Origin of the sequence: Pseudomonas sp. 39004 (assembly GCF_028682155.1) — a bacterium.
GTDB lineage: Bacteria > Pseudomonadota > Gammaproteobacteria > Pseudomonadales > Pseudomonadaceae > Aquipseudomonas > Aquipseudomonas capeferrum.
Window position 1 is genome coordinate 1 of the sequence record NZ_JANIAG010000123.1, and the last position, 17,074, is coordinate 17,074.

Annotated in this window: 12 protein-coding genes and 1 pseudogene; 8 read left to right on the forward strand and 5 right to left on the reverse strand. The window is 64.4% G+C overall.

The features are described 5' to 3' along the window. The 6 genes and pseudogenes from NP534_RS19320 to NP534_RS19345 form a co-directional block, all read left to right on the forward strand. Positions 1 to 216 (forward strand): annotated as a pseudogene (locus tag NP534_RS19320) (hypothetical protein); the annotation flags it as partial. A gap of 84 nt (positions 217 to 300) precedes the next feature. After that, on the forward strand, positions 301 to 1,266 hold the full coding sequence (locus NP534_RS19325) for a sulfonate ABC transporter substrate-binding protein (RefSeq protein ID WP_274099759.1): 966 nt from the start codon (positions 301 to 303) through the stop codon (positions 1,264 to 1,266). 60 nt (positions 1,267 to 1,326) lie between these two features. Continuing rightward, positions 1,327 to 2,475 (forward strand): FMNH2-dependent alkanesulfonate monooxygenase, encoded by a 1,149-nt coding sequence (ssuD, locus tag NP534_RS19330; RefSeq protein ID WP_186665181.1) that lies wholly within the window; start codon positions 1,327 to 1,329, stop codon positions 2,473 to 2,475. A gap of 10 nt (positions 2,476 to 2,485) precedes the next feature. Continuing rightward, on the forward strand, positions 2,486 to 3,283 hold the full coding sequence (gene ssuC, locus NP534_RS19335) for an aliphatic sulfonate ABC transporter permease SsuC (protein ID WP_033703241.1): 798 nt from the start codon (positions 2,486 to 2,488) through the stop codon (positions 3,281 to 3,283). Further along, positions 3,280 to 4,092, forward strand: coding sequence for an aliphatic sulfonates ABC transporter ATP-binding protein (gene ssuB, locus NP534_RS19340; protein WP_186660451.1), 813 nt, complete (start codon positions 3,280 to 3,282; stop codon positions 4,090 to 4,092). Before ssuC ends, ssuB begins: the two co-directional genes overlap by 4 nt. A gap of 44 nt (positions 4,093 to 4,136) precedes the next feature. Continuing rightward, entirely contained in the window at positions 4,137 to 4,352 is a 216-nt protein-coding gene (locus NP534_RS19345) for a TOBE domain-containing protein (RefSeq protein WP_008095172.1), read from the forward strand. Between the two features lie 78 nt (positions 4,353 to 4,430). Here the strand turns inward: NP534_RS19345 and NP534_RS19350 are convergent, their stop codons facing one another. The 5 genes from NP534_RS19350 to NP534_RS19370 all read right to left on the reverse strand — a co-directional run bounded on the left by NP534_RS19350 (position 4,431) and on the right by NP534_RS19370 (position 14,766). Beyond that, positions 4,431 to 9,605: a dermonecrotic toxin domain-containing protein gene (locus NP534_RS19350; RefSeq protein WP_274099760.1), complete on the reverse strand. Its 5,175-nt coding sequence runs from the start codon at positions 9,603 to 9,605 to the stop codon at positions 4,431 to 4,433. An 87-nt stretch (positions 9,606 to 9,692) separates the two neighbouring features. After that, a complete protein-coding gene (locus tag NP534_RS19355; protein WP_274099761.1) occupies positions 9,693 to 10,328 on the reverse strand; it encodes a TetR/AcrR family transcriptional regulator in 636 nt (211 codons plus the stop codon). After that, on the reverse strand, positions 10,328 to 11,905 hold the full coding sequence (gshA, locus tag NP534_RS19360) for a glutamate--cysteine ligase (protein ID WP_274099762.1): 1,578 nt from the start codon (positions 11,903 to 11,905) through the stop codon (positions 10,328 to 10,330). Before gshA ends, NP534_RS19355 begins: the two co-directional genes overlap by 1 nt. A 153-nt stretch (positions 11,906 to 12,058) precedes the next feature. After that, the gene (locus tag NP534_RS19365) at positions 12,059 to 12,442 is read right to left on the reverse strand and encodes a PaaI family thioesterase (RefSeq protein WP_274099763.1); all 384 of its coding nucleotides are present in this window, start codon (positions 12,440 to 12,442) and stop codon (positions 12,059 to 12,061) included. Continuing rightward, positions 12,442 to 14,766 carry a Tex family protein gene (locus NP534_RS19370; protein WP_033703236.1) on the reverse strand — a complete coding sequence of 775 codons (2,325 nt, stop codon included), beginning with the start codon at positions 14,764 to 14,766 and terminating at the stop codon, positions 12,442 to 12,444. Before NP534_RS19370 ends, NP534_RS19365 begins: the two co-directional genes overlap by 1 nt. A gap of 227 nt (positions 14,767 to 14,993) precedes the next feature. Between NP534_RS19370 and ompR the strand changes: the two genes are divergently transcribed. Both ompR and NP534_RS19380 read left to right on the forward strand, forming a co-directional pair. Further along, positions 14,994 to 15,734: an osmolarity response regulator transcription factor OmpR gene (ompR, locus tag NP534_RS19375; RefSeq protein WP_027595187.1), complete on the forward strand. Its 741-nt coding sequence runs from the start codon at positions 14,994 to 14,996 to the stop codon at positions 15,732 to 15,734. Between the two features lie 13 nt (positions 15,735 to 15,747). Next, the gene (locus tag NP534_RS19380) at positions 15,748 to 17,061 is read left to right on the forward strand and encodes an ATP-binding protein (RefSeq protein WP_033703234.1); all 1,314 of its coding nucleotides are present in this window, start codon (positions 15,748 to 15,750) and stop codon (positions 17,059 to 17,061) included. Positions 17,062 to 17,074: the final 13 nt, after the last annotated feature.

Consider the following 17,074-nt stretch of genomic DNA (forward strand, 5'->3'; position numbering starts at 1 on the left):
GCGAAGAAACCCGCTACCCAGAGCCCAAGCCACGCAAGGCGCTACAGCCAGGTCGCCTACGCAGAAGGCAGCAAGCCAGTCCAGCTGGCGAGCGCCCTGCAAGAACGTCTGCATGACTCGCTGGAAACGTTCCATGTTGCCCTGGCCCGTCGGCCGCGGCCGGTAGCGCCCGGTGTATTGAATGAACGGCTGATCAGCGCCCGCTGGAGCATCTGACCCGCCTTACTGCTGTACCACCTTACTCGCCCGTCAACGAGGCAAGCAGGTGCAACCCGAACCCTATTCGCACAGGAGAGCGCCATGCGCACAGTCTTCTTGCGTCGTGGTCTGGTCGCCCTGTTTGCGGCGGCTGTGTCCTTCGGCGCCATCACCCAAGCCCAGGCAGAGAGCCTGCGCATCGGTTATCAGAAATACGGCACCCTGGTGCTGCTCAAGGCCAAGGGCACGCTGGAGAAGCGCCTGGCCGAACAGGGCGTGCAAGTGCAATGGACCGAATTCCCCGGTGGCCCGCAGCTGCTTGAAGGGCTGAACGTCGGCTCCATCGACTTCGGCGTCACCGGCGAAACACCGCCCGTGTTCGCCCAGGCCGCAGGTGCCGACCTGCTCTATGTCGCCTACGAGCCGCCTGCACCGCACAGCGAAGCGATCCTGGTACCCAAGGGTTCGCCGATCCAGTCGGTGAAAGAACTCAAAGGCAAGAAGGTCGCGCTTAACAAGGGTTCGAACGTTCACTACCTGCTGGTGCGTGCGCTGGAAGACGCCGGCCTCAAGTACAGCGACATCCAACCGGTCTACCTGCCTCCAGCCGATGCCCGTGCTGCGTTCGAGCGCGGCAGCGTCGATGCCTGGGTGATCTGGGACCCTTACCAGGCTGCCGCCGAGCAGCAGCTGCAGGCACGCACCCTGCGTGACGGCAAGGGCCTGGTCGACAACCATCAGTTCTACCTCGCCACCCGTGACTACGCCACCCAGCACCCGGCTGTGATCAGCACCTTGATCGAGCAAGTGCGCGCTGTGGGCGAGTGGTCCCAGGCCAACCCGCAGGAGGTCACCGACCAGGTCGCACCGCTGCTGGGGCTGCCTGCCGACATCACTCTGACCTCGGTCAAGCGCCAAGGCTACGGCGCCGCGCCGCTCACCCCTGAGGTGGTGGCCGCACAACAGAAGATCGCCGACACGTTCCAGGCACTCAAGCTTATTCCCAAGCCGCTGAGCATCAAGGACGTGATCTGGACACCCCCGGCCAAGGTCGCCAGTGCGCCTTGATTGATTTGCCTGCGCCGGGGCGCCGCTCCGGCTTGAGCCACCCTTGAGGAGACAACTCCAATGAGCCTTAACATTTTCTGGTTCCTCCCGACCCACGGTGACGGCAAGTACCTGGGCACGTCCGACGGCGCGCGCGCAGTCGACCATGGCTACCTGCAGCAGATTGCCCAAGCTGCCGACCGCCTTGGTTTTGGTGGGGTGCTGATCCCTACCGGGCGTTCTTGCGAGGATTCCTGGCTGGTGGCGGCGTCGCTGATTCCAGTGACCCAGCATCTGAAATTCCTGGTTGCCCTGCGCCCCGGCATCATTTCGCCGACCGTGGCGGCGCGCCAGGCCGCGACCCTGGACCGCCTGTCCAATGGCCGTGCACTGTTCAACCTGGTGACCGGGGGCGACCCGGACGAACTGGCCGGTGACGGCCTGCACCTGAGCCATGAAGAACGCTACGAAGCCTCGGTCGAGTTCACCCGCATCTGGCGCAAGGTGCTGGAAGGCGAAAGCGTCGATTACGACGGCAAGCACATTCAGGTAAAGGGCGCCAAGCTGCTCTACCCGCCGATTCAGCAACCACGCCCGCCGCTGTATTTCGGCGGTTCGTCCGAAGCGGCCCAGGACTTGGCTGCCGAGCAGGTCGAGCTGTACCTGACCTGGGGCGAGCCACCTGCCGCCGTGGCTGAAAAAATCGCCCAGGTGCGCGAAAAGGCTGCCGCTCAAGGCCGTGAAGTACGCTTTGGCATCCGCCTGCACGTGATCGTGCGTGAAACCAACGAAGAAGCCTGGGCCGCAGCCGACCGCCTGATTTCGCACCTGGACGATGACACCATCGCCCGTGCCCAGGCCTCGCTGGCGCGCTTCGATTCGGTTGGCCAGCAGCGCATGGCGGCCCTGCATGGCGGCAACCGCGACAACCTCGAAGTCAGCCCCAACCTGTGGGCGGGTGTCGGCCTGGTGCGTGGTGGTGCCGGTACTGCGTTGGTCGGCGATGGCCCGACCGTGGCGGCCCGGGTCAAGGAATACGCCGAGCTGGGCATCGATACGTTCATCTTTTCGGGTTACCCACACCTGGAAGAGTCCTACCGCGTGGCCGAGCTGTTGTTCCCGCATCTCGACGTGCAGCGCCCGGAGCAACCGAAAGCCGGTGGTTACGTGAGCCCGTTCGGCGAGATGGTGGCCAACGACATCCTGCCCAAGTCCGTGTCGCAGAGCTGAGGGCCGGGCCATGAGTCGTGCAACTTCTTCCACCCTGGCTCAGCGCCTGGCGCCGTGGGCCCTGCCGGTACTGCTGCTGGCAGCCTGGCAGTTGGCGGTCAGCGCGGGCTGGCTGTCGACCCGCATCCTGCCGGCACCCAGCGCGGTGGTCAGCGCAGGTGTCGAGCTGGTGCGCAGCGGCGAGATCTGGACCCACCTGGCTATCAGTGGCTGGCGTGCCGGGCTTGGTTTCGTCATTGGCGGCAGCATCGGCCTGGTGCTGGGCTTTATCACCGGCCTGTCGAACTGGGGCGAACGCCTGCTCGACAGCTCGGTGCAGATGATCCGCAACGTGCCGCACCTGGCGCTGATCCCACTGGTGATCCTGTGGTTCGGTATCGACGAGTCGGCGAAGATCTTCCTGGTCGCCCTGGGCACGCTGTTCCCGATCTACCTCAACACCTACCACGGTATCCGCAACGTTGACCCGGCGCTGGTGGAGATGGCGCGCAGCTATGGCCTGTCCGGTTTCGGCCTGTTCCGCCAAGTGATTTTGCCCGGTGCGCTGCCGTCGATTCTGGTCGGCGTGCGCTTTGCCCTGGGCTTCATGTGGCTGACCCTGATCGTGGCAGAAACCATTTCGGCCAATGCCGGTATCGGTTACCTGGCGATGAACGCCCGTGAGTTCCTGCAGACCGACGTGGTGGTGTTGGCCATCGTTCTGTACGCCGTGCTTGGCAAGTTGGCCGACCTTGCCGCCCGCGGCCTGGAGCGTGTCTGGCTGCGCTGGCACCCGGCTTATCAAGTTGCCAGGAAGGAGGGCGCATGACCGTGCTCAAGGAACAGCCGCCACGCCTGCTGCGTGGCATCCCCCTGGCATCCAACGGCCTGCGCAAGACCTTTGGCCAGCGTGAAGTGCTCAAAGGCATCGACCTGCACATCCCGGCCGGCCAGTTCGTCGCCATCGTCGGCCGCAGCGGCTGCGGCAAGAGCACCTTGCTGCGCCTGCTGGCCGGGCTCGACCAGCCAAGCGCCGGTCAACTGCTGGCCGGTGCTGCGCCGTTGGCCGAAGCCCGCGAGGAAACGCGGCTGATGTTCCAGGACGCTCGTCTGCTGCCGTGGAAGAAGGTGATCGACAACGTCGGCCTGGGCCTGTCAGGCAACTGGCGCCCGCGTGCGCTGGACGCATTGGAGGCGGTTGGCCTGGCTGACCGCGCCAACGAGTGGCCGGCGGCGCTTTCCGGCGGCCAGAAGCAGCGTGTAGCGCTGGCCCGGGCACTGATCCACCAGCCTCGCCTGTTGCTGCTCGATGAGCCACTGGGTGCCCTGGATGCGCTGACCCGTATCGAGATGCAGCAACTGATCGAACGCCTCTGGCGTCAGCACGGTTTTACCGTGTTGCTGGTTACCCACGATGTCAGCGAAGCGGTTGCCGTGGCTGACCGGGTGATTTTGATCGAAGACGGCGAGGTCGGGCTCGACCTCACTGTTGACCTGGCTCGGCCAAGGGCGCGGGGTTCGCACCGCCTGGCGGCGCTGGAAAGCGAAGTGCTCAACCGTGTTCTGTCGGTACCGGGCACTGCGCCCGAGCCGGACCCTGTAGCCCCTTTGCCCACGCAACTGCGTTGGGCGCACTGAATGACCCACTTACCTCACCGAAGCCAAAGAGAAGGAATCAAGCCATGACTATCAAAGCCATCAACGTCCGCAACCAGTTCAAAGGTACCGTGAAAGAAATCCTCGAAGGCCCGGTATTGTCGGAAATCGACGTACAGACCGCTTCCGGCATCGTCACTTCGGTGATCACCACACGCTCGGTCAAAGAGCTGGAGCTGCAGGTAGGCAGTGAAGTGATTGCGTTCGTCAAATCCACCGAAGTGTCTATCGCCAAGCTGTAATGGCAATGGCGGCGCTGTGCGACCCAGTCGCGGGCTTGATCCGCGAATGGGCCGCCAGGCGGCCCGTACCCTTTAGCCCTAAGCGGGTCGCAACCCGCCAAACAGGCTGTTGGCCTGGCTTTCCGTGAGTGCGCCGCGCCAGGCGCCCGCGCCCAGGTTGCGTTCGTGGGCAAGCTTGATGTGACCGGCCTCGAGCCGTGCAAAGCCTTGTGCTGGCCTGCGCTTGAAGTGGAAGTGCGCATACCACAGAGGGCTATTAGTGGCCGCATCGTCGATGCGGTACTCCTCCAGATACTCGATAGCTTGGCCCTGCTTGTTCTTGGCCGGCTCCAGCACCCGTGACCACCCGATCCGCACCTCACCTTGGCTTTGCAGGTAATCCAGATGACCCGGCTCAGGGCGCTGCGTGGCTTTGACCTGATCGATGCGCAACTGCCTGCCTACCCTGCGCAGCTCGCCTGCAGCTTGCTCGAGACTGCCGGTGAGCTGGCGCTGCGCCTCGGTCAGTGCGTCCCCACCGCGGCGGCCGATGTCCCGTGCCAAGTCCGCCAGCGTCGTGGCATATCCATTGGCCAGGTCTTCCAGGCTGGCAGGTGTCATGTTCAGTGCCTTGTACTGCTGCAGCTTGGTCTGCTGACTGGCAACATCGCCTAGGCGCTTCCTGGCGGTGTCCACCAGCACCGAAAGTTCGGCTACGGGTGTGGCGGGCTGCGCGTTGCTTGGTTGCCACAGGCTATTGGTGGTGCGGGTGTAGGTACTGTGTGTTTCCTGGCTGAGCCTGTTGCTGACGTGCATCTGCGGTTGGCCGTCGACGGTGATTTCGCGGCCGATCAACAGCTGTTGGTCCACGGTTTCGAACAGGCGAGGCCTGCTTGGCCCACGGTTACTGGGTGGTGTGCGCCTGATGGGCGCGGTGGCAGAAATTCCCGCCTCGATCTCGGCGATCAGTTTGCTCAGGGCCTCGTGCATTCGCTGAGTGCTTTGCGGTGAGACGTAGTCAGGGAGGTCGTCCTGCCAACTGGTCATGTAGTTGTCGAAGCGCTGATAGCGGTCTTTGAGCTGACGTAGGAAGCGGTGCTCCTGTGCACGGCTGAGGCCCGCGTTCGGCAGGTCGTGATGGCTGAACAACAGGCTTCGCAGGTCGCTGATTTCCCGGTTCACCTGGCGCAGCATCAACAGGAAGTCATAGCTTGGCTGGCTCGGTAACGTGACGATGCCGGCTACCTCGATGGAAAGCCGCACGGCCCGGTAACCATTCGGGTCCATCGGCATCTGCAGTTTTTCGAGTGTTTGCTGGTAGACAGTGAGTTCGTTGCCGCGCAGCTTCTGGCTGACCCTGGCCACTCGATGGAATTCGTCTTCTAGCTTGGCGAGTGTCTGGCATAGGTTTGCCTGGACGCGTCGCATCTGCTGCAATTGCTCAATGGCGTTGACGGGGGAAGCGTCCAGGGCTCGCTCGAGCTGCTTTGCCAGGGTGAAGTCATCCTGCATGCGCAGCTTGAGCTGCCTAATCAGCTTGGGGTGCTGCCTGCCCAGGTTGAAGGCCAGCTCGTTGTGCATGCCTTGGTAATGGCGGCCCAGCTCTGGCTTGATCCTGTGCAACTGCTCCAGGCTTTGCTCATGAAATGTCACGAAGGCCTCCAACTGCTCGACAGACTCCTGAAGTGTTCGCCTGATGGTCGCCAGGGGCGCAGGGGTGCCTTGAGGGCCGGTGGGGCCGACCCCGCGTGCTGTATTCCAGGCCGAGATCTTTTCGATGAGGCTGGCTTGGTGGGCCCGGCGGCCATTGTCGATTTCTTCTACCACCTGCCTGGGCGAGGCCAGCGCAGGTCGGCGGCCAAGGTAGCCGCGCAGGTGCTGCCAGCCGTGCTGGTACAGCCTGCCGAGGTAGGCGCCGCCACCGGCCAGCCCACCGTCGACGATACGCCCAGTCACGGCGCCGTGGGGCTGCCAGATGCCCAACTCGTCGAGTCTTACAGGCTGCTTGTAGCTGCGGGATGCGCTGCCCTTGAGGCGCCAGGTGCGATAGGCAGCATCCCACTCGACCTGATAGTGCAGCCCCTGGCGGACGATGAAGTCGTTGCCGGTCTCGGCATGTCGGTAGACACCATTGCCGTGAACCTCGGGGTGGTCGTGCCAGTGGCCCGAGGGCGCTTCGGTTTCATAACCGCTGAAGGGGTCGGTGCGCCCCCGACGGGTCACGGTGGTGGGCCGCAACCCTTCGAGGCGCTGGCGCAGGTGGGTGCGGGTGCGTGCAAGTGCAGTGGACGAGCGCGACACAGCGGCGGCAGGCACCACATCGAAGAGCGCATCGACCAACGACATGAACACGCTGTTCAGGTGCTCGACTCCCTCGCCAGGGTCACCTCGCAGAAATGCCTCCACGCTCGCGTTGGCGGCGCTCCAGCCATCGTAGAGGGCAATCGCGGCACCTACCCCGGGCACGAAACCCAGCGCCATTTTGAGGTAGTCGTATACCCGCCCGTGGCGGATCGCCTCACGTTCCAGGTACAGGTCGACCTGGCTGCGCGACGAGGCGCGGTGTTCGAGGATCAGTCGGCCCATTTGCAGGTTGGCCCGCACCTGGGCGATCGGCTCTGAACGGGCAGTGCCAACGCCGATGAAACCGGTAAACGGCTTGAGCAGCGCCTGGTTGATATAGGACAGGTGCGTGCGTGTGTCGCCTTGCAGCGGGCGGCTGGCAAGGTAGGTGCGCATGGCCTCGTCGATGGCCATGTCCTCCAGCGCCAGGCATGCCTGCTCGCTGTTTTCGTACTGGGTGATGACCTTGCCGTTGGGGGCGTCGGGTAGCAGCAGCAGGCACGGCCCGCTCGCCGGTTTGAGCAGGAAGATGCCTGAAAGCGAAACATGGTCGCTGCTACCGTCCGCAGCTACGCCGGGCCGCAGGTCGAGTGCGTAGTGTTCGATGGTGCGGGTTAGCGTGGTGCTCTGCTGTTCGCGACAGAACAGCTCGAATACACCCATGCCGTGCGCATCCAGGGTATCGGGTCGGCTCAGTAGCAAGATCTTCAACTGGTGCTCGAAGGGCGCGCGGAGCGTTTCCTGGCGCCATTCTGCCTGCCAGTCGGATTCCCCCGCGCTGCCCTTGAAGGCGTCGAGTATCTGCTGCTCGTAAGCGCCTGCCACATCCAGGATCTGCACCAGGTTGGCAATGTAGCTGTGGTTGAGCGTTTGCTGGAGGTCAGGCGTCGCCGTGGCGTGTTCGATCCCGATGTTGGCGTTGCCCAGGCGCAAGGTCAGGTCGTCGTCCAATGCCCACAGCAGGAATTGCTCCAGGGGCACGTGGCTGCGTTCGGCACTGAACGTCGTGACCTCTTTGTAGGCATTGGCGAAGCCGGACTCCGGCAGCGGAATACGCTGCTTGCCTGTGCGGTCGGCGATGTCCAGGGTGACTTGGGGCAGCGTCGTCAGGCCGAGTGACTGGCGCAGGTGCCTGTTCATCAGGCTGCGTGAAAACGCCCCGCGTTCAGGCAGGTCCCTCGCCAGTAAACCGCTGGCAGCCAGCATGCTGACGCGCAATGCGTCGAACTGCGCCGCCAGTGCCTCGCGCTGGGGCGCATCAAGGTGGCTCAGTGAATGCAGGCGGGTGTGCAGGTTGGCGGTGCGGTTACGCTCGGCCAGCCGTTCGAACGCCTGGGCCCTGGCGGCGTTGTTGCTGGCGCCCAGTTTCCAGCGCAGTTGCAGGCGCGACGAGGGGGCGGCCTGGGTCAGCAGGGCCAGGTGCGTTGAGGCCAGGTAATCGAAAGCGTGGGTGGTGATGGGTTCGCTGATCAGGGCTGGTGTGTGCTCACCGCTGTCGATCAGCTCAAGGAGCGCATCGATGTCCTGCGGCCAGGCGCTGTCCAGCAGCACTTCTGGCCAGGCGCCCTGCAACGTGTTCAGTAGCCGTTCGGCCAGCTGGGCCTGGTCCGGGTAACAGGCCAGGCCACCGTCGTGCCCGGGTTTGTAGAGCAGCAATGCGGTGTCTGCGTCATCTGCGGTGCCTTGGTGTATCGCCCTGAGGGTGATGAAGCCGGTCAAAGCCCACGTGCGAGTACCCACCACCAGTTTCAGGGCGCAGGGTACGACCTGTCGCTCAAGGCTCGGGATGGGCCGCTCCACCAGTTGGCGAACCCATTGCAGGTGTGGCTCGCTCAGGTCGCCCAGGCGTTGCTGGAACTCGGCTTCCAGTAGCAAGGCGTTGGCAAAGTGCTGGCTGAGGTGTTCGAACCTGCTGATTTCACCGACGGCCTGGCCCCAGGTTTCGGCCGTGGACGTCTCGGGCACTGTGGCCAGCAGTTGTTGCAGGGTGCTGTCCTGGGCGTCCAGCCTGGCTTGCTGGGCCTGCAGCGCGACCAGGCGTGCAGACCCCGGCCCTGCATCGTCGCCCAAATAGGCCGCCAACAGCTGTTCCTGGCGGTCGATGCGCTGGTTGCGCCAGCCGTGCGGCAAGCGTTCGTCGAGCGAATCGAAATGCACCTCGTCCTCCGCCAACGCTTCATCGGCACTGACCAGCCGATCCAGCTCCTCGCTCAATGCATCGGGCAGCTCGACCTGCAGTTGCATGCCCTGGCCGGCTGACTGCGAGTGGTCCAACACGCTGTTCAGTAGGCCGGCTAAGCCATCACCCGGGAGCGCGATGACGGCGATGAACGTGCTGTCGCTGTCGCTGGCCAGCGCGGCGGCCGGGGTGCGCCACAGGCGGTCCCGATGCTCGTGGGCCCACTGCAGCAGGGCCGCTTCGCTGTGGAAGGCGCGTACCGGGTTGTGGCCGTCGGGCCGGTACAGCAGCCAGGGCTCGTCATCGCCAGCGGGCATGATCAGCAGCGCACCGGGGCAGGCCCCTACGGGGATGCCAGGCTGATGCCAGTGCAGTTGCGCATACTGGCTGTTGCTGTCCAGCTGGCCCAGCTTCCAGGCCTTCGTTGCGATTCGGTCAAACCCGTAGTTGAGCTCCAGCGCGCTCTGGAAATGCGCGTGCAACTGCTGCTCGGCAAAGGCCCTGCGTGCTATCGATTGCCCGGGCATGCGTGCGTCCCAGTAGTTGGCGTGCCCGAGCGAAGGCTGCAGCGGCGCCTGGTTGAACAGGCTGTTCAATGCCTGGACCGCCTGGCGTCGTCGCAGGTCGGCCTTGCCGAGGGCATTACCGCGCCCGGCGATAATCCAGGGGGTGGTGGGCAGGGGCAAGGGGCTGGCGAAGTCGTCCAGGCCGATGGGCGTGGCGTCGGCTGATAAGTCGAAAGATTGAGGCATGGTCGTGATCCACGTTGGGCTGAGTGCTGGAGAGGAGCGCCCATTTCAACGTTCGACCGAAGGCGAACTGCGTTACATGTTGCTGGATCAGCGTGTGTGGCGTTTACCCAGGAACGGCGGCAGGTAGAGCCCCAGATACGCTTCGAATACCCGCATGCCTTCCTCGGCCATACGCGGGGTGATCTGGTCATGCAGCTGCATCGAGCGGGCATACACCCGATCGCTCAACTCCATGGCCAAGGCAAACACATCCACATCGGCCGGCATTGTCGGTAGCTGAAAGTGCTGGTCGAACAGCCTGTGCATCAGCTCGCCCAGCTCCATGTCGTGCTGGCGGTCAGCCTGCACCACTTCGCTCAGGCCATGCTGGGCAAGGATCAGTTGGCGCGCTGCGGCGTCTTCGTTGTAGATGTCGAGCATGCGCTGCTCGATCAGCCGTGACAGTTGGTGCCAGGTACTGAACGCAGCGCTGTCGATGGGGGCGCTGAGGGCTTCGCGAAAGGCCCGATGCACATCGGCAGTCAACGCCTCAAGCAAGGCGGGCACGCTGGCGAAGAAGTGATACACCGACGAAGGTGGGATCTGTGCCCGCTCGGCAACGCTGTAGATCGACAGCCCCGCGACGCCTTGCTCTGCCAGCAGTTCGCGAGCCGCCGCCAGGATCGCTTCGATCCTGGCCTGGCTGCTGGCGCGTGGCTTGCGCAGGGAGGCGGTGCGGTTCATCAGTTGCTGATCGCCAGTATGCTGGCCTGGTAGGCACCGACGAACAGGTCGAAGTCGCCGACTTCGGTCTGTTCAAGCTCGCTCTGCTTGGCCAGGGACTCGCGGGCGAGCGTTTCGAAGGCCTGCTGGCGTTCGCTGCTCAACGGCTGTTCGCGCAAGCTCTCGGCATGGATTCGGCTCTGGCGCAGCGAGAACTGGATAAAGCTCTCGTCGTGTTCGGTCATGCGCGCCAGTACCTGGGCCGATGGGGTCAGCGAAGCGTCGTCGACCTTGGCCTGTTGGGCATCCAGTGCCTTGGCGTGCTCGTCACTGCCGTGTGCCTGGTCGAGCAGGTCGGCCAGCGCACGAATGCGCGTGATCAGTTCGCCGGCCCACACCTGCAGACCGATCGGTTGGCCATCGCGCTGCAGTTGCAGGCCAGGGCGGCGACCTTCCTTGACCACGGTCAGGAAGTTGCTGGTGCACTGGCCGCACTCGCCGTTGTCCAGTTGCGGGCTTTCTTCAAGCGCGCAGAACAGCAGGAATGCATCGAGGAAACGCGCCTCGGGCAGGTCGATGCCGACGGGCAGGAACGGGTTGATGTCCAGGCAGCGCACTTCGACGTACTGCACGCCACGGGAGGTCAGGGCCTGGATCGGCCGCTCGCCGGTGTAGGTGACGCGCTTGGGGCGGATGTTCGAGTAGTACTCGTTCTCGATCTGCAGGATGTTGGTGTTCAGTTGCACCCACTCGCCATCCACGTGCGTACCGACCTCGACGTAGGGCGGGTAGGGCGTGCCCACCGCCTTGCGCAGGCTGTCGGTGTAGCTGGCCAGGTTGTTGTAGCAGGGCGTGAGGCCGGCCTGGGCGTTGCTCTGGTAACCCAGGTCACTCATGCGCAGGCTGGTGGCGTAGGGCAGGAACAGGGTTTCGGCGTCCAGCTCTTCGAGTTGGTGCGGGCGGCCACGCAGGAAGCCTTTGTCCAGTGTCGGCGAGGCGCCGAACAGGTACATCAGCAGCCAGCTGTAGCGGCGGAAGTTGCGGATCAGCGCGATGTAGGCCGACGACTGATAGTCGCGCGCGTCTTCTTCGCTGCCTTCACTTGCGCGCAGCAAGGGCCACAGCGTCTCTGGCAACGAGAAGTTGTAATGGATGCCCGCGATGCACTGCATGGTGCGGCCGTAGCGCAGGGCCAGGCCTTTGCGGTACACGTGCTTGAGCTTGCCGATGTTGGAGCTGCCGTATTCGGCGATCGGGATGTCTTCCTCGGCCGGCAACGCACAGGGCATCGACGGGCTCCACAGGTATTCGTCACCCAGCTTGGTGTAGACGAAGCGGTGGATCTCTTCGAGGTTCTCCAGCACCTGGGCCGGGTCTGCCAGCGCCGGGGTGATGAACTCCAGCAGCGACTCGGAATAATCGGTGGTGATCTGCTCATTGGTCAGCGCCGAACCCAACGCTTCCGGGTGCGGGGTCTGGGCCAGGCGACCTTCATCGGTCACGCGCAGGCATTCTCGCTCAATACCGTGCAGGCACTGCTTGAGCAGGGGAAGATTGGCGCCGAGCAGGCTCAGGCGGCGGTTGAGGAGGTCGCTCAAGATGGATTCCTTCACGCGTCAGTCGCCCCAATATGGGGGTGGAGATAACGGTCTACAAGGGTAGGGAGAAAGGAACTGGCGTTGTCGCCTGGTTTACGCGGTTCCAGCAGTGCCAGCGCACTGCTGAAAATACCTCAGATAGTGCTTGGTGAGCTAGAGAACCGCGAAGGTTCCTTGTGCTTTGGCCACCAGTTTGTCGCCTTGGACTACGTCGGCGTCGACCACCAGCGTGCGCCGCCCGGCGTGCAGGACGCGGGCGCTGCACACGACCTCGCCGTCGCTGACGGCGCGCATGTAGTTGATCTTGCATTCGATGGTGACGCTTTGCTGGTCGAAGCCATGGCTGGCCGAGCAGGCCAGGCCCATGGCGATGTCCACCAGGCTGAAGATCGCCCCACCGTGCAGTTTCTGCCCCCTGTTGCGCAATTGCGGCGCAAGCGCCAGGGCCACTTTGGCAACGCCTGTGTCCAGGCGTTGCAGGCGGCAGCCGAGCAACTGGCTGAAGGCGCTTTCGACGTATTCGCGCGGGACGTCCATCACTTCTTCTTCAGTTGCTTGGCGTTGGCGAACAACGAGGCCATGGCATTGTTGGCCGGGGCTGCGGTGGTGGTTTCACGCGGGCGTGGCGCCTGCTGCTGGCGATTGCCACCGTTGCCACGGCCGCCACCCCGGTTGCCTTCGACCTTCTCGCCCGGGGTATCGCCCATGCGCATGGACAGGCCGACACGTTTGCGCGGGATATCCACTTCCATGACCTTGACCTTGACCACGTCGCCGGCCTTGACCGCTTCACGCGGGTCCTTGACGAACTTTTCCGACAGCGCCGAGATGTGCACCAGGCCGTCCTGATGCACGCCAATGTCGACGAACGCACCGAAGTTGGTGACGTTGGTGACCACGCCTTCGAGGATCATGCCGGGCTCCAGGTCCTTGAGGTCTTCGACGCCGTCCTGGAAGGTGGCGGTCTTGAACTCTGGGCGTGGGTCGCGGCCGGGCTTGTCCAGCTCCTGGAGAATGTCGGTGACGGTCGGCAGGCCGAAGGTCTCGTCGGTGAACTTCTTCGGGTCGAGGCGCTTGAGGAAGCTGCTGTCGCCGATCAGCGAGCGGATATCGCGGTCGGTGCCGGCGGCGATGCGCTGCACCAGCGGGTAGGCTTCCGGGTGCACTGCAGAGGCGTCGAGCGGGTTGTCACCGTTCATTACACGAAGGAAGCCGGCGGCCTGTTCGAAGGTTTTTTCACCCAGGCGGCTGACCTTTTTCAGCGCTGCGCGGGTGGCGAACGGGCCGTTGGCGTCTCGGTGCGCGACGATGTTCTGCGCCAGGGTTGCGTTGAGGCCCGAGATACGGGTCAGCAGCGCCACCGAGGCGGTATTGACGTCCACCCCCACGGCGTTCACGCAATCCTCGACCACCGCGTCCAGGCCGCGGGCCAGCTTGAGCTGGGACACGTCATGCTGGTACTGGCCGACGCCGATGGATTTCGGGTCGATCTTCACCAGTTCGGCCAACGGGTCCTGCAGGCGGCGGGCGATGGAAACAGCGCCGCGGATCGACACGTCCAGGTCCGGGAATTCGCGGGCGGCCAGTTCCGAGGCCGAGTACACCGAAGCGCCAGCCTCGGAGACCATCACCTTGGTGACCTTCAGGGCCGGGTATTTCTTGACCAGTTCGGCGACCAGCTTGTCGCTCTCGCGGCTGGCGGTGCCGTTGCCGATGGCGACCAGTTCCACCGAGTGCTTGGCGCACAGGGCGGCCAGCACGGAGAGGGTGCGGTCCCAGTCGTTTCGCGGTGCGTGCGGGTAGACGGTGGCGGTGTCCAGCAGCTTGCCGGTGGCATCGACCACGGCGATCTTGCAGCCGGTGCGCAGGCCCGGGTCCAGGCCCAGGGTGGCGCGCGGCCCGGCCGGGGCGGCCAGCAACAGGTCGTGTAGGTTGTGGGCGAAGACGTTGATCGCCTCACCCTCGGCGTTGTCGCGCAGCTCACCGAACAGGTCGGTTTCCAGGTGGGTGTACAGCTTGACCTTCCAGGTCCAGCGCACCACCTCGGCCAGCCACTTGTCGGCCGGGCGGCTGCGGTTTTCCAGGCCGAAGTGGCCGCCGATCATGACTTCGCAGGGGTGCAGGGTGCCGGGCAGTTCTTCGCCGACCTTCAGCGAGGCGCTGAGGATGCCTTCGTTGCGCCCGCGGAAAATCGCCAGGGCACGGTGCGACGGGGCGCTGCGCAGCAGTTCGTCATGAGCGAAGTAGTCGCGGAACTTGGCGCCTTCTTCTTCCTTGCCGGCCACCACGCGGGCGCTGAGCACCGCCTCCTGCTTGAGGAAGTTGCGCAGCTTGTCGAGCAGGGCGGCGTCTTCGGCGAAGCGCTCCATCAAGATGTATTTGGCGCCCTCCAGGGCCGCCTTGACATCGGCCACGCCTTTTTCGGCGTCTACGAAGCGTGCCGCTTCGGTTTCCGGGGCCAGCTGCGGGTCATTGAACAGGCCGTCGGCCAGCTCGCCGAGGCCGGCTTCCAGGGCGATCTGGCCCTTGGTGCGGCGCTTTTGCTTGTACGGCAGGTAGAGGTCTTCGAGGCGGGTCTTGGTGTCGGCCAGCTTGATCTCGCGGGCCAGCTCCGGGGTCAGTTTGCCCTGTTCCTCGATGCTGGAGAGGATGCTGGCGCGGCGCTCGTCGAGTTCGCGCAGGTAGCGCAGGCGCTCTTCCAGGTGGCGCAGCTGGGTATCGTCCAGGCTGCCGGTCACTTCCTTGCGGTAACGGGCGATGAAGGGCACGGTCGAGCCTTCGTCCAACAGGCCCACGGCCGCTTCGACCTGTTGTGGGCGTACGCCCAGTTCCTCGGCGATACGGCTGTTGATGCTGTCCATGTAAACCACCTGACAATTGTGAATACGGGGGCCGCGCGCGGGCTTGGAGCCTGACGGCGCTGGATGAAAGCCGCGCATTATACCCATCGTGATCGGCTTGCGGTGATGGCGCCAAGCCAGCCCGAGAGGCCCGGAACTGGCGCTGGGGGAAAAATCTGCTAACAATGCTCACGGCACGCGTTGCAATGGCTACGCCATAATGCGCGGCGATACCAGAGGAGTTATTCATGACCGGCACTGCAAACACCGCTGAAGGTGACAAGATTCTCATCGTCGACGACGATCCCGGGCTGAGCAGCCTGCTGGAACGTTTCTTCACCAGCAAGGGCTACCGTGCCCGCGCGGTGCCCAATACCGAGCAGATGGACCGCCTGCTGTCGCGTGAGGTATTCAACCTGGTCGTGCTCGACCTGATGCTGCCTGGCGAGGACGGCCTGTCGGCGTGCAAGCGCCTGCGCCAGTCGAACAACCAGATCCCGATCATCATGCTCACCGCCAAGGGCGACGAGCTCAGCCGCATCAAGGGGCTGGAGCTGGGCGCCGACGATTACCTGGGCAAGCCGTTCAACCCCGACGAGCTGATGGCCCGTGTCAAAGCCGTGCTGCGCCGCCAGGCGCCGAGCGTGCCCGGCGCCCCGGGCAGTGAGGACGAATCGGTCACTTTTGGTGATTACGAGCTGTCCCTGGCTACCCGCGAGCTCAAACGCGGCGATGAAGTGCACATGCTCACCACCGGTGAGTTCGCCGTGCTCAAGGCGCTGGTCATGCACGCGCGTGAGCCGCTGACCCGCGACAAGCTGATGAACCTGGCCCGTGGCCGTGAATGGGACGCCCTGGAGCGCTCCATCGACGTCCAGATCTCGCGCCTGCGCCGCATGATCGAGCCGGACCCGTCCAAGCCACGTTATATCCAGACAGTCTGGGGCGTGGGCTACGTCTTCGTACCAGACGGAAACGCCGGCAAATGATGCCTCGCCGTCGATGAAAACGCCGCTGTGGTTTCCGCAGAGTTTCTTCGCCCGCACGCTGTGGCTGGTGCTGATCGTCGTCCTGTTCTCCAAGGCGCTGACCCTCGTTTATCTGCTGATGAACGAGGATGTGCTGGTCGACCGTCAGTACAGCCATGGTGTGGCACTGACCTTGCGCGCCTATTGGGCTGCCGATGAAGAGAACCGCGACAAGATCGCCGAAGCCGCAGGGCTGATCCGGGTGACCGGCTCTGGAGTACCCGAAGGCGAGCAACACTGGCCTTACAGCGAGATCTACCAGCGGCAGATGCAGGCCGAGCTGGGCGAAGACACCGAGGTACGCCTGCGCATCCACGCGCCACCGGCGTTGTGGGTCAATGCGCCGAGCCTCGGCCCTGGCTGGCTCAAGGTGCCGTTGTACCCGCATCCGCTGCGTGGGCAGAAGATCTGGAACGTGCTCGGCTGGTTCCTGGCCATCGGCCTGCTGTCCACCGCGTCGGCCTGGATTTTCGTACGCCAGCTGAACCAGCCGCTCAAGCGCCTGGTGTTCGCCGCCCGGCAACTGGGCCAGGGGCGCAGCGTGCGCTTGCCGATCAGCGACACACCCAGCGAAATGACCGAGGTGTACCGCGCGTTCAACCAGATGGCCGAGGATGTCGAGCAGGCAGGGCGTGAGCGTGAGCTGATGCTGGCAGGGGTTTCCCACGACCTGCGCACACCGCTGACGCGGCTGCGCCTGTCGCTTTCGCTGTTGGACAGCGACAACGACTTGAGCGATGACATGGTCCGCGACATCGAGGACATGGACGCGATTCTCGACCAGTTCCTGGCGTTCATCCGCGATGGCCGTGACGAGCCGGTGGAGGAGGTCGACCTGGCCGACCTGGTGCGCGAAGTGGTGGCCCCGTACAACCAGCCGCACGAGCGGGTACGCCTGTGCCTTGAGCCGATACCGCCGTTCCCCCTGCGCCGGGTTTCGCTCAAGCGCATGCTGGGCAACCTGATCGGCAACGCCTTGCACCATGCCGGCAAAGGGGTCGAAGTGGCCGCTTATGTGTCGGGCGACGAGAGTGCGCCTTACGTGGTGCTCAGCGTGCTGGACCGGGGCACGGGGATCGACGAGTCGGAGCTGGAGACCATCTTCAACCCGTTCATTCGTGGGGACCGCGCCCGGGGTGGCAAGGGCACAGGGTTGGGCCTGGCGATCGTCAAGCGAATCGCGGCCCAGCATGGTGGCAATGTCGAGCTGCGCAATCGGTCCGGTGGCGGGATCGAGGCGCGGGTGAGGTTGCCGTTGGGGCTGCTGCTGCCGCGTAATGCCGTGTGATTGCCGGGGCCGC